Annotated in this window: 15 protein-coding genes; 10 read left to right on the top strand and 5 right to left on the bottom strand. The window is 35.7% G+C overall.

What is annotated here, in order from left to right:
• Positions 1–28: 28 nt before the first annotated feature.
• On the bottom strand, positions 29–370 hold the full coding sequence (locus tag GQ598_RS08235; protein ID WP_160403573.1) for a helix-turn-helix domain-containing protein: 342 nt from the start codon (positions 368–370) through the stop codon (positions 29–31).
• Complete coding sequence (locus GQ598_RS08230; RefSeq protein WP_160403571.1) at positions 354–602, bottom strand: type II toxin-antitoxin system RelE/ParE family toxin; 249 nt, start codon at positions 600–602, stop codon at positions 354–356. The genes GQ598_RS08235 and GQ598_RS08230 overlap by 17 nt, the downstream gene beginning before the upstream one ends.
• Positions 603–734: 132 nt before the next feature.
• Between GQ598_RS08230 and GQ598_RS11130 the strand changes: the two genes are divergently transcribed.
• The gene (locus GQ598_RS11130; protein ID WP_237410342.1) at positions 735–953 is read left to right on the top strand and encodes a hypothetical protein; all 219 of its coding nucleotides are present in this window, start codon (positions 735–737) and stop codon (positions 951–953) included.
• On the opposite strand, the gene GQ598_RS08225 is transcribed toward GQ598_RS11130, so the two are convergent.
• From GQ598_RS08225 to GQ598_RS08215, 3 genes are all read right to left on the bottom strand, one after another.
• On the bottom strand, positions 924–1,790 hold the full coding sequence (locus GQ598_RS08225; RefSeq protein ID WP_160403569.1) for a toll/interleukin-1 receptor domain-containing protein: 867 nt from the start codon (positions 1,788–1,790) through the stop codon (positions 924–926). The two genes, GQ598_RS11130 and GQ598_RS08225, sit on opposite strands and share 30 nt — an antisense overlap.
• Positions 1,791–1,916: 126 nt before the next feature.
• Positions 1,917–2,363, bottom strand: a complete 447-nt coding sequence (locus GQ598_RS08220) for a type II toxin-antitoxin system HicB family antitoxin (protein WP_160403567.1) — start codon at positions 2,361–2,363, stop codon at positions 1,917–1,919.
• Between the two features lie 21 nt (positions 2,364–2,384).
• A complete protein-coding gene (locus GQ598_RS08215; RefSeq protein ID WP_065560046.1) occupies positions 2,385–2,567 on the bottom strand; it encodes a type II toxin-antitoxin system HicA family toxin in 183 nt (60 codons plus the stop codon).
• Between the two features lie 92 nt (positions 2,568–2,659).
• Here GQ598_RS08215 and GQ598_RS08210 point away from each other — a divergent pair, with 92 nt between their 5' ends.
• From GQ598_RS08210 to GQ598_RS08175, 9 genes are all read left to right on the top strand, one after another.
• Positions 2,660–3,394: a phage minor tail protein L gene (locus tag GQ598_RS08210; protein ID WP_160403566.1), complete on the top strand. Its 735-nt coding sequence runs from the start codon at positions 2,660–2,662 to the stop codon at positions 3,392–3,394.
• 1 nt (position 3,395) lies between these two features.
• Positions 3,396–4,118, top strand: a complete 723-nt coding sequence (locus GQ598_RS08205) for a C40 family peptidase (protein WP_160403564.1) — start codon at positions 3,396–3,398, stop codon at positions 4,116–4,118.
• Positions 4,108–4,725, top strand: coding sequence for a tail assembly protein (locus GQ598_RS08200; RefSeq protein WP_160403562.1), 618 nt, complete (start codon positions 4,108–4,110; stop codon positions 4,723–4,725). Before GQ598_RS08205 ends, GQ598_RS08200 begins: the two co-directional genes overlap by 11 nt.
• Positions 4,726–4,732: 7 nt before the next feature.
• A complete protein-coding gene (locus GQ598_RS08195) occupies positions 4,733–7,621 on the top strand; it encodes a host specificity protein J (RefSeq protein ID WP_202112726.1) in 2,889 nt (962 codons plus the stop codon).
• Positions 7,602–8,009, top strand: a complete 408-nt coding sequence (locus GQ598_RS11070; RefSeq protein WP_202112725.1) for a DUF1983 domain-containing protein — start codon at positions 7,602–7,604, stop codon at positions 8,007–8,009. The genes GQ598_RS08195 and GQ598_RS11070 overlap by 20 nt, the downstream gene beginning before the upstream one ends.
• Positions 8,010–8,016: 7 nt before the next feature.
• Positions 8,017–9,066: a hypothetical protein gene (locus GQ598_RS08190; protein WP_160403560.1), complete on the top strand. Its 1,050-nt coding sequence runs from the start codon at positions 8,017–8,019 to the stop codon at positions 9,064–9,066.
• Between the two features lie 377 nt (positions 9,067–9,443).
• Entirely contained in the window at positions 9,444–10,727 is a 1,284-nt protein-coding gene (locus tag GQ598_RS08185; protein WP_160403558.1) for a hypothetical protein, read from the top strand.
• Between the two features lies 1 nt (position 10,728).
• On the top strand, positions 10,729–11,061 hold the full coding sequence (locus tag GQ598_RS08180; protein ID WP_160403556.1) for a tail fiber assembly protein: 333 nt from the start codon (positions 10,729–10,731) through the stop codon (positions 11,059–11,061).
• A 388-nt stretch (positions 11,062–11,449) separates the two neighbouring features.
• Positions 11,450–11,959: a hypothetical protein gene (locus tag GQ598_RS08175; RefSeq protein WP_160403554.1), complete on the top strand. Its 510-nt coding sequence runs from the start codon at positions 11,450–11,452 to the stop codon at positions 11,957–11,959.
• Positions 11,960–12,384: the final 425 nt, after the last annotated feature.

Below are 12,384 nucleotides of genomic sequence, written 5' to 3'. Positions count from 1 at the left end.
CTAATAACCCGCTTCGGCGGGTTTTTTATTAAAAATCTAACAGTTCAGGCTTGATTTGTAGTGCTTCGGCAATTTTAATTCGTGTTGCTTTTCTTAACTTTTGGCTTTTTTCATATTGAGAATAAGCTGATTGGCTAATACCTATTTTATTCGCAACTTCAACTTGAGATAATTTTAAATACTCACGCCATGCTTGTGCAGGAGAATAGTTATTATCAAAAACCATGTTAACAACTTCGCTTGGTACACCTGTTTCAATATTGATTGTTTTTGCGTTTGATAGCTCTAAGTATTGATTGTAAGGCATAACCACAAATTGCGGTTGCCCTTGTTCATTATTAATAAACTGTATATTAGTAAGTGCGTTCATCGCGTTTTTTCACCTCTTCAATAGAAACAATATGGATAACACCATCAAAATTAAAAAACACTCGATAGTTACCCACTCGTAATCTGTACTGATATTTATGATTAGTTAAGGCTTTTACATTAATGCAATTCGGCATGTAAGCCAGTTCATTAATTTTATTACGGATTAAAGCATTGCTTTGAATTTTCCGTAATTGTTTTAAGGCTTTAATTTGATAAATAATTTTATTCATTTTGTTTTTCTAACTAATCTTGATATAAGTATTATATAAGTTATATAAGTTTTGTAAAGATAAAATATAAGTAAATTTAAACCTAAAGCTCGCAATTGCGGGCTTTTTTTATAATCTAAATAAAGGTATTTTATGAATAATGGAGAAAAACTACAAAGTTTAGAAAACAAGGTTATGCTATTGCAGTATGAATTAGAAGTTATAAAGTCTATTGTAAGCAGCAATTCTTGTTCTAATGCTTCTTCTCTAGAAAAAGCATACCGTAAAGGGTTTAAACCCTCGCCATATGGGGAGGGTTTAGACGTGATAAGGTTATTGGATTTATTGTGCGACCTTGGACTGCTGGAGTAATGCTTTAAGTTTATCAGCTATTTCCTCAAAGGTAAAAGTAGTTGAATTTAAAGCAAGCGTATTAGCTAAGGTAGGACTAAATTTCAATAATTCATTTTTAGAAATATTGTGCCAAATAGGAAGTATTACTTTATGTCCATCAACCTCTTTAGCTAATAAACCTTCAAGCTCATATTGAGTCCAATGCTTATTAATATAATGTTTAGATAGAACAACAACACTATATCTAGAATTAATTAACCCTTTATCGATTGAGCGTCCTAATTTATCACCCCAATTCAAAGTTAACTCATCGTACCAAACCTTGAGACCTAATGATGTTAGATGTTCAGCTAGTGGACGTACAAAATCATCTTTATCTTCACTGGCGTGAGAGATGAAAACATCATACTCAATTGGCGTGGATTCATTAGTACTAGATGTATAGTTGCTAGAACCAAAAAGGTTACTTATTGTTTTCTGCTGAGCTTGTAATTCACGAGTTAATTGTTTTTGTAGCTCTAATTGAGCTTTATCTTTTTTCTTTTGGTCTGCTATAAGCTCTTTATTTAGTTGAATCTCTTGTCTATTTAATTCAATATTTTTAGATGCGATTTTTTTTTGAAAATCTGCTAATTTTTTTTGACAATCGACTATTTGATTTGAATACCTATCCATTTGGGCAAATTTATTTTTTAAAGTAGATAAAGGCGTATTTTTTGTTATGCTTCTATTAATTTGATTTATTTTATTATGAAAATCACTTACTTTTTTTTGTTCGTTGGCTATTTTGCTTTGTATGTCAGAAATATCCTTTTGGATTCTTGCTATATTATTTCTCAATGTGGCAATAGACATGCTGTCCTCCTAAATAATATAAATCAGTTTTGTAATCTTCCTGAAAAAAGAGTGTGTAATTTATTTAGATCTCATGAAAACCTCTGTCTTTATTATGAAGACAGAGGTTTTAATAACCAAAAATGATTAACGAGCTCTATTTTGTGCAGCTAATTCATTAATAGCCGCTTCTGCCAAAAAATTACTCCGATCTTTATAAAAAGAATTTGGTGCTTTAACTGCGTTATCTATTCTATCGATAAGAATATCGGGTAATGTGATATTAATTCTTTTTTGTTTACCAACAAATGATGACAAATCAACATCAATAATGACCCATGTGTCGCAATGAGCATACTCATCGTTATTTTTATACGAAACATGATCATTATGAATATCTTTAACATCATAATCACCTGATTCAATCATATCTTGCACAGTTAACAAAATAGCTTCTGTCGCCATTGCTGGGATATCGCTTTCTTTGTCGGCAGCAGAATAACAACTATATTTTTCATTGCATAACGCAGGCACGACAATGCCGTAAGCTGTATTGCTATCTTTCGGTGTTTCAATGCCAAGAGTAAAAAACATAATACCTCCAAAGGTGGCGGGCTATAAAAGCCCCGCCGATTTTTTGATTGATCTTACTGTGCCAATCGGTAAATCCGATTTTGGATGAGGAACTGGAAACGTTTTATTAGTTATTGGTGAGTAAAACATATGATGACTACCTCTAACTCGTTTCAGAATACACCCTGCATTGGTAAGTTCCTTTATCAGGTCAGTTGATTTCATGTTTACCTCCTAACCTGAAAATTATTATACACACATATACACAATATGCAAGTAAAAATATAAATAAATTAGTTTAATCATCTGGAGAAACTATGCCAATAACACAAGATTTACAAACACTTGAGGGTAACCAGCTTATACAACTAATAGAGGTGGATGGTACAAAGTTTGGTCTTGATGAAGTGCTGAGATTTCATGCTCATAATATTTCTCCCGACGGGTGGGCGTCGTTTGCCGCTGAGAATTTACCATCGATAAAATGGCAAGGTAAAGAATATTTACCATACCCCTATGAGTTAAAAGACATTGAATTAAGTAGCACTGGCTCACAGCCAACACCAAGATTATCGGTTGGCAATATAGACGGTAGGGTAACTCGTCTTTGTATTGATTATGATGATTTGGTCCAAGCAAAAGTCAAAATCCACACGACAATGGCCAAATATCTTGATGCGGATAATTGGCTTAATGGAAATCCTATCGCAGACCCCACACAAGAACGAGTCCAGTTATTTTTTATCAATAACAAGCGCGAAGAAACAAAAGCGACCGTTGAGTTTGAGCTGTGTTCGCCTTTTGACATACAAAATCTTAAATTGCCCACACGGCAAATAACAACGGTTTGTACTTGGTGTATGCGCGGTTGGTATAGAACAGGGACAGGGTGCGACTATGCAGGCAATAAGTATTTCACTAAAGAAGGTATAGAGACGGATGACCCTGCTAAAGATCAATGCGGCGGCTTATTAAAGGATTGCAAAGCTCGACATGGCAATAATCCTCTTCCTTTTGGTGGTTTCCCTGCGGCTAATTTACAAGGTAAATAATATGAGACAAAAATTATTAGATGCAATAAAAAAACATGTTGATAGTGAATATCCTAACGAGGCGTGTGGTCTGATTGTAGATACGGGTAAAACTCAAAAATATATACCTTGTAAAAACATATCAGACAAGCCCAAGGAGCATTTTTTAATCTCACCTGATGAGCAACTAGAAGCCGAGAAACAGGGCGAGATCATTATGATTATTCATTCTCACCCTGATGTAGTATCGCTTGTCCCGTCGGAATTTGACCGTATTCAATGCGATTATTCAGGGATTGAATGGGGAATTATGTCTGTTCCTGACGGTGATTTTTGCACAATATCACCGCGTGTAAATCGTGATTATACAGGGCGTCAATGGTTGTTGGGATATGCTGATTGTTGGGCATTGATCATGGATTACTATAAACGTGAGTATAACATCGGTTTAAAAAACTATTCTGTCACTCATGAATGGTGGGAGAGTGGAGATGAAAATATTTATGATGACAATTGGCAATCAGAGGGGTTTGTTGAGGTGGACCTCAAAGACATGAAGATTGGCGACATCATTATGATGCGAATTGGTGCTCAGGTTACAAACCATGCCGCTATCTATGTAGGTGACAATCTTATTCTTCATCACCTTTATGGCCAATTATCATCAAGAACACCATACGGTAAATATTTTAGAGATAGAACCGTTCGAATAGTACGACACAAGGAGTTATTTAATGCTAAGTAATGTAACGTTTAAAGGCGCAATGGCTAAGCAATTTGGCAAGAATCATCAATACGATGTGCAAGATATTAAAGAAGTGTTAAGAGCGTTATGCGCAACGATAAAAGGCTTTGAAAAATACATGAGTTCAGCGCATATGAAAGGTGTCAAATTTGCATTTTTTGTTGACGGCAAAAACATTGGTATTGATGAGTTTGATATTAATGCAAGTGGTAAAAATTACATGATCATGCCTGTAACGCAAGGGGCTAAAAGTGGCGGAATGCTACAAATTATTATTGGTGCTATTGCGTTGGTAGCGGCATTTTTTACGGCAGGTGCGTCACTGGCGGCGTGGGGAGCAGCGATGGCTGCCACAACGGTTACTGCAACATCGATTTTAACAGGAATCGGTATTAGTATGATGCTTGGCGGGGTTGTTCAATTGCTCACGCCTCAACCGAAGTTTAAAGCTGGAGGTTCATCTAGCGCAGAAAACAAGCCAAATTATGGATTTGGTGCGCCAGTTAATACCAATGCTGTAGGTTATCCGGTACCAGATTTACTTGGTGAGCGCGAAATTGGTGGCGCGGTAATTAACGCTGGTATTTATTCAGAAGATCAACAATAGGTGAATTATGCATTTGATAGAAGGTCAAAAAGGCGGAGGTAAAAAACCGCACAAGCCGTATGAGCAACCGGACAACTTACTGTCAACCGCCAAACTTAAAGTGTTGCTTGCATTGAGCGAAGGGGAAATTAAGGGCGATCTTACCGAACAAAATATTTATATTGATAACACCCCGTTAGCTAACGCTGATGGTTCACGTAATTTTAATGGTGTTACTTGGGAGTTTCGTAATGGATCACAAACTCAAGACTATATTAAAGGTATTCCCGAGATAAGTAATGAACTGCGAGCAAATTATATAGTAAAGGCCAATAAACCTTGGGTTCGCTCATTTTCTAATTTAGAACTAGATGCAATTAGAATTAAGTTGAGTTTGCCGACTCATGTTGAATATAAAGAAAATGGCGATATGGTTGGTACAGTCACAAAGTATGCAATTGATCTATCAACGGATGGCAGTGCTTTTGAAACGGTTGTGAATGCTGAATTTAATGGTAAGACTACATCTGAATATCAAAGAGATCATCGCATAAATCTGCCAAGTGCGGTAAATGGTTGGGCTATTCGAGTAAGACGATTAACGCCAGATTCTAACTCTAATAGTAAATTAATTAACGCATTTGCTGTATCTTCTTACGCAGAAGTGATTGATAGCAAATTACGCTACCCTAACACCGCTTTGCTTTATATTGAGTTGGATGCTAGTCAATTTAACGGAGCCGTGCCCAAGATCAGTTGTAAGCTAAAAGGAAAACTTGTTCAAGTTCCAGATAATTACGATCCAGTTAGCCGAACATATTCAGGAGTTTGGCAAGGTGGCTTTAAAATGGCTTACACGAATAATCCTGCGTGGCTTGCTTATTATTTAATGCGTGATGAGATAGCAGGCATGGGATTACGGATTGATTCTACTATGCTAGACAAATGGTCTATCTATCAACTAGGGCAATACTGCGATCAAATGGTTTCGGATGGGAAAGGAGGCAAAGAACCACGTTTTGCTTGTAATGAATATATACAAAGCCAAGAGGATGCTTACACAGTACTTAAAGATTTGGTGGCATCATTTCGTGGGATAATTTTTTGGGGTAACGACCAGATTTGTTTAACGGCTGACATGCCACAAGATGAGCCTGATTTTATCTATCATCCATCAAATGTTATTGGTGATTTTGCTTATTCAGGTGGTTCATATAAAAATCGGTACACCTCATGCTTAGTTGCTTATTCTGATCCCAATAACCATTATTGTGATGATGTAGAAGCGGTTTGGGACCAAGATTTAATGCGTCGATACGATGTTAATGTAATGAAATTAACAGCTATCGGCTGTACATCACAAGCAGAAGCCCAAAGGAGGGGACGCTGGGCATTACTTTCCAATGCGAAAGATGAAGTGATAACCTTTACTGTTGGCTTGGATGGTTATATTCCTATGCCTGCGCGAATTATTGGTGTAGCCGATCCGTCCCGTTCAGGTAAAGAAAACGGCGGGCGAATTCATGCAGTTTCTGGGCGAAAAATAACCCTAGATAGGGCTGTTGATTATGGTGCAGGCGATCGACTAGTAATTAACTTGCCAGATGGTACAGCTCAAAGCAGAACAATCAAAACAATCAGTACCGATAAAAAAACGATTACGGTTTCAGCTAACTATAAAATTGAACCTGCGGCTGGTGCGGTTTGGTGTATAGATAGTGATAATATTGCAATTCAATATTTTAGAGTGACATCAATATCGGCAACTGAAAAAGGTCAGTTTACAATAACGGCTATTCAGCACGATCCTGATAAATTCAAATATATTGATGAGGGTATACGGATTGAGTCAAAACCTATTACCGTTACTCCACCAAGTTCAATTTCTACTCCAAAAAATATTGTTATTTCCGAAAGTAGCTACATCTCTCAAGGATTGTCAATTGCCTCTTTAAATGCAACATGGGATACGGTGGAGGGAGCAACAAACTACGTTGCACAATGGCGAAAAGACAATTCAGCTTGGATTAATGTTGGTCGTACAAACGGCACAAATTTTACTGTTGAGGGGGTTTATTCAGGTGTCTATGAAGTTCGTGTAAGAGCTGCTAATGCAATAGACGTATCTTCACCTTGGGCATACTCACAAGCGACTTCAATTAAAGGTAAGGTTGGTAAACCAGACAAACCAATTGGGTTTACGGCTAGTGATGATGTTGTTTTTGGTATTGATTTAAAGTGGTCGTTTCCTGACGGTAGCGGTGACACAAGTCATACTGAAATCCAATACTCTACTAATGATAATGAAGAAAAGGCGCTATTGTTAAGTAATGTTACATATCCGAGTTGTAGTTATTCGCAAACAGGATTATCAATTGGCCAAGTGTTTTTCTATCGTGCTCGATTGGTTGATAAGATCGGAAACGTTAGTGATTGGACAGAATGGGTTAGAGGTATTTCTAGTACAAATACCAACGATTTAACTGACCATATTTTTGATGAAATCAAAGAAACCGATGCTTGGAACTCTCTTATTGATTCAGTTGATAATGCGGCGATTAGTTCAATAGAAAACGCAAAGGCGATCATTGAAAATGCGTTAGCTAATGATACCGAAACACGCCGTCGCAGAGTTGAAAATGGTAGCTTATCGGCTGAAATCAAAGAAACCAATTCTGTTTTATTAACTGAAAAAGAGGCGACGGCAATCGCTTTGAAGGAACTCCGCTCTAACTATGGAAATGTTAGTAGTAATTTATCAGAACTAAAACAAACGACCGCAGAACAAAATGCTGCCACAGCCAAATCAATTGAAGCTATTAATACTAAAGTTGGAGATGTTACAACATCTATTTCAGATGTTAGTGAAACCGTGAATAATCTCAGCTCATCGCACAATGAAAGTAGAAGTGGATGACAAAGGTCAACAGTATGTCGCTGGTATGACAATGGGGGTTGAAAATACCGAAACCGGTATGCAATCTAATGTCATATTTCTTGCTGATAAATTTATGATTATGAATCAAGCTAATGGCACACCAGTACCAGCGTTTATCATTAAAGACGGCAATGCCATCATGAACGGAGCCATTATTGGTAAAGCTTCATTAAATTTTGCAACAATTTCGGATACGATTCAATCTGAAAACTATGTTCCGGGAAAATCTGGATGGCGGTTATTTAAGGATGGCAATTTTGAGATAAATAGCTCATTTCTTGGAGGCGGAAGAATTGAATTAAACGGTAGTGGATTAGCTGTCTTTGATGAAAGAAATGTACTGAGAGTAAAACTAGGTAAATTGTGAGGTAAAAGTGTCAAGTTACGGCTTAAAGATTTTTAGTACTGATGGACCTGATATTATATTAGATTCATCTCACACTATGTGTTGTATTTTAGGGATATGTAGTGTTGAACAGCGCCAAACAGGCATTTATGTCCCTGATGGGTATCAGTATTATGTGCATTTAACAAACGGCTCTGGTTATAATGTTGACTTTGAGATGGATGAAGACGGTACCAATATTTGGGTTTGCGGTGCATTTGATTCACGCAGTTATCTAGACAATAATCGACAAGTTATTTTGGTAAATGGCCCAAACGCGTGGGGGTATGGTGGTGATAGCGGTAGTGGGTATAACCAACTATGTATAATAATTGGTTATCCGATGCATAATCCTGTTTCGGGAATAGGGATTTCATTTACAGGTCAAAATAATTTTTTTTCCATCAATCAAGCATCATTATGCGCACCTGTAGTATTTAAGGGGGATATTACAATATCAGCCAAAGATGGCTGGCGACCAAGCAATATTAATCCGCGCTTGAATTTCAACAATTGTGCAGTCTTTGTTTATAGTGACAAACAAAATAATTCAATTGGAATGGGATTTAACCATGACTTTTATGAGCATGTTTTATTTGCTCATCATAAAGATGGTGCAAGATTAAATTATGATATTCCCATAAAAGTAGTTGTTTTTGCAAAACAAGAAGCAATAAACACTACGTCAAAATATGGGATGAGGATTTATAATTCAAACGGAGAAACGGTATGTGATTCAACGTCAGGAATTTTAATTAATCCGCAATTATACAGCTTTGGAGCTGTTAACATTGATGAGTTCATCAGTATACCCAATATTAGACGCCCCATGTTCATTCCAACATCAATTGGCGGTTATGCGAGTTTCGATAAATACGGCGGCGTCACTAAGCAGGTTGGCTTTGCTTCAAATGGATTTAGTCTAGCGCCATCCTATATAAATCATGAAAATTATAAATGGACTCACCCATTTAACGGAAAATTCACTTCAAATTTTCAGTTAATGATTTTAGACGCTGAAAATTATTTTAAATTTTAAGAATGGAGATAGAGCAATGATAAAAAAAACGATATTACTATCCATGTTGTTATTTTCTAGCAATTCGTATTCTGAAAATATAAATTGCAACGCAATTTATAAGGAGAATGCTTTAGGCGGAAGGTCAAAAACATACGAAATTATAAATGTTAAAAAGATCAGTGAAAATCATTACGATCTGAAACTTAAAGTTAATGGATCGATCAGGCAAAAATTAGATAATTTTCCGACCGATAAAACTCATACTTTAATTAATATCAAATGCGCAAACGCCGCAAAAGAAAAGCAATTAAAGGCATTGTTTAAATTATAATTCAATTTGTTCAATAAAACCGCTCATGTAGCGGTTTTTTTATATTTAAAATTTGAGGAAAATTATGTCTTGGTACAAAACAGGTGCGGTAAACGTAACCAATAATAGCAAAACAGTAACTGGAATTAATACAAAATGGACTAATCCATTAATCGGTATTTGCTCCGGTCAAATGTTGATACTACAAACATCAAATACAATAGAAATTTATGAGATTGCATCAATTCAATCAGACACTCAATTAACACTAGCAAAAGAGTATAACGGAGCAAGTAAGACGGGCGTCTCGTACGAAATACCGACTTCCCCCAAAGTTTCTATAGAAGCCTTAGCATTACGTGTATCTGAAATGTTGAATTATTATCAAATCCAACTTGACGCTTGGCAAATGATATTGACGAGTGAAGAAGAAGTTACTCTAACCGCTCCAGACGGTCGGCAAGTTACAATAAAATCACAATATGCAATTTCAAATGAACTCAATAAACTACTGGAACAGAGCAAGAACTATGCTGAACAAACAACAAATAATGCTGATATAGCCAAAAACGCAAGCACATCAGCAAAATCGTATTCAGATTCAGCTAAATCATATGCAGATAGTGCTAGCTCATCAGCTACAGCGTCACGTAACTCAGCTCAACAATCTAGTAATAGCGCAAATGCAGCTAGCTCATCTGAGCGAAACGCTAAAACATCTGAACAAAATGCTAAAAAATCAGCAGATGAGGCTAAAAATGCGGTGCTATCAATTGATACTACAGTTTTCATAAAAAAATCTGGTGAAGCCAATCAGTCAATAGACGGGGAGTTAGATGTAAAAGTTCTAACTGAACAAGGTCAGCGTGTTTACTCTCCGAATAATAAACCAACTGCTGATGATGTTGGCTCTGTTCCCGCTGTTAAATCTGTTGTTAACGACTCACCTATTTACATGGTAGGTGCTCATGTTGACGTTGCTAAATTAACTGTTGGAGGAAAATCGGTTATTACTGATGTATCTAATATTCAGAATCAAATCAATCAGTTAAATAATAGAATATACATCGTTGAATCATATGTAAACGGCAACAACTGGTATAACAGGTATTCAAACGGATTCATTGAGCAATCTGGTGTAATCCTAGCCCGAACTCCGAGCGCAAATTCTGTTTGCGGAAATTTAATTAATTTGTTAACACCAATGAAAACAAAAAATTATAGTGTGAGCATTGACAAAATTAATAATGGGTTGTGGGGAGATATTGAATATGCATACGCTGAGTTAGATTTAACTGCATTCTGGTTAGCGTCGTATTCACACACAACAGGTGAAGCATGGATTAGATGGACAGTAAGAGGTTATTAACATGACATACACAAATAAAGAATACGCAGAAATTGCTATGAAAGCGAACAAAGAAGGTAAAGCATTGAAAGTTATAAAAGGCAAGTTGATGCTTGTTGAACCAGAGCCAATTCGGCTATCTGATGAGCAAATTATAGTGCAAAACCAGGCTTTAAAAAACTCATTAATCAACGAAGCTAACGAAAAAATAGCGGTACTTCAAGATATCATAGATTTAGATATGCAAGAAGCTGACGAAGAAGCGGAGTTAAAAGCGTGGAAAAAATACCGCATTTTATTAACGCGTGTTGATGCGTCTGATATCAACGCTGTATTTCCAGCAAAACCTGAATAATCAAAACAATCAAAACACACTATCAATCTTCAACCTACAATACTCAACAGCGTCATGTAGCATCACAAAATCGGCGATATCATATAGTGTTTTCTGTGTTTGATAGAATACATAATTTTGCTCGTCGTCGCTGTTGATAATGTAGCGCTCGCCAGATATTTCATTTTCGAAGTCTTCGGGCGTCATGCGTATGTAAATTGGTGGTGTGTAGTTTATTGTTATCATGTTATGTAAGATTAGTTAGTTTTATTCATCATAAACTAATATTTTTTGGAGTGTGGATTTGAATTGGAAAGTTGGGAAGTGGGTCGAAATGTTTATTTTTTTATATACATGCCTAATAATTTGATTAAAATATACTCACCAATACCTTTTAAAGAAGAATTTTATGTCTATTTTTAAAAATTACTTTTCCAAGAAGACTAATGAACCACATGAAAAAAATGGTTTTTATTATCAAAAAAGTTACGATAAGGTTATATTTTCAGAACCTAGTCAATATTTCATTGACAATTTTGATTTTTACCAAAATGATACTCGCGTTAGTTATTTTGAGGAGATACTAATTGATGAAGAAAGGACTATTATAACTTTAAAACACTTTGCAGTTGATACTGATTATTTATTTGGACAAAACAAGCGGGACGGAGGTTTTCTTTCTTTAAAAGAATTTGCTAAAGAAATAAAAAAACAACTTCCATCTGTAAATCAAATAAAGTTTAAATTGTACAGAAATAGTACATCTGACAAAATTTGCAATTTTTGTTTATCAAAGAAAAGATGTGACCTATTCCGTAGAATTGGTGCAACTGATATTAAACTGGAAAACAATGGTCGATGGGGTGATGGTTCCTTTCATTACATTGCTAATGCTACATGGCCGAAAAGTAGCTGGTAATAATTTTTTAAATTAACAACAAATATATTTCATAGTAAATTTTTATATTTTTCATCTTAATTGATGCCGTTTGAAGTGAAAGGTTGGGAAGTGGATCGCGAAAGTGTTAGAATAATCGACATATATAAAATCTATCTTCAAATATTATTTTAACGGTATTTTAAACGGTATGTTGTTTTGTGTTATTTTAAAATTTTTATAAATCAAAATGGTATGATTTTATTCAGATTCCTGCTGGGGTCAAAATTATACTTAACTATTTCTTAGCGGTTAAATTTACGCACTACCCAAAAATCGGTCAGGAAAGGTATTGATTTTATTAAAGTTTTTTCTTGCCGTTTCCTGGATTCAAACATGAAGTGCAATTTTAAACACGGTGGAGTGAAGAAAGTAGAAAGGTGATTTATACTAGCACCTTCGCACCA

Origin of the sequence: Gilliamella sp. Pas-s95, assembly GCF_009795795.1 — a bacterium.
GTDB lineage: Bacteria > Pseudomonadota > Gammaproteobacteria > Enterobacterales > Orbaceae > Gilliamella > Gilliamella bombicola.
The sequence above is the reverse complement of the archived record's forward strand: the minus strand, read 5'-3'. Positions and strand labels throughout refer to the sequence as shown.

What these genes read in the sequence shown, in the direction of transcription:
- GQ598_RS08235 (WP_160403573.1), bottom strand. Translation starts at nt 370, where the DNA reads ATGAACGCACTTACTAATATACAGTTTATTAATAATGAACAAGGGCAA.
- GQ598_RS08230 (WP_160403571.1), bottom strand. Translation starts at nt 602, where the DNA reads ATGAATAAAATTATTTATCAAATTAAAGCCTTAAAACAATTACGGAAA.
- GQ598_RS11130 (WP_237410342.1), top strand. Translation starts at nt 735, where the DNA reads ATGAATAATGGAGAAAAACTACAAAGTTTAGAAAACAAGGTTATGCTA.
- GQ598_RS08225 (WP_160403569.1), bottom strand. Translation starts at nt 1,790, where the DNA reads ATGTCTATTGCCACATTGAGAAATAATATAGCAAGAATCCAAAAGGAT.
- GQ598_RS08220 (WP_160403567.1), bottom strand. Translation starts at nt 2,363, where the DNA reads ATGTTTTTTACTCTTGGCATTGAAACACCGAAAGATAGCAATACAGCT.
- GQ598_RS08215 (WP_065560046.1), bottom strand. Translation starts at nt 2,567, where the DNA reads ATGAAATCAACTGACCTGATAAAGGAACTTACCAATGCAGGGTGTATT.
- GQ598_RS08210 (WP_160403566.1), top strand. Translation starts at nt 2,660, where the DNA reads ATGCCAATAACACAAGATTTACAAACACTTGAGGGTAACCAGCTTATA.
- GQ598_RS08205 (WP_160403564.1), top strand. Translation starts at nt 3,396, where the DNA reads ATGAGACAAAAATTATTAGATGCAATAAAAAAACATGTTGATAGTGAA.
- GQ598_RS08200 (WP_160403562.1), top strand. Translation starts at nt 4,108, where the DNA reads ATGCTAAGTAATGTAACGTTTAAAGGCGCAATGGCTAAGCAATTTGGC.
- GQ598_RS08195 (WP_202112726.1), top strand. Translation starts at nt 4,733, where the DNA reads ATGCATTTGATAGAAGGTCAAAAAGGCGGAGGTAAAAAACCGCACAAG.
- GQ598_RS11070 (WP_202112725.1), top strand. Translation starts at nt 7,602, where the DNA reads ATGAAAGTAGAAGTGGATGACAAAGGTCAACAGTATGTCGCTGGTATG.
- GQ598_RS08185 (WP_160403558.1), top strand. Translation starts at nt 9,444, where the DNA reads ATGTCTTGGTACAAAACAGGTGCGGTAAACGTAACCAATAATAGCAAA.
- GQ598_RS08180 (WP_160403556.1), top strand. Translation starts at nt 10,729, where the DNA reads ATGACATACACAAATAAAGAATACGCAGAAATTGCTATGAAAGCGAAC.
- GQ598_RS08175 (WP_160403554.1), top strand. Translation starts at nt 11,450, where the DNA reads ATGTCTATTTTTAAAAATTACTTTTCCAAGAAGACTAATGAACCACAT.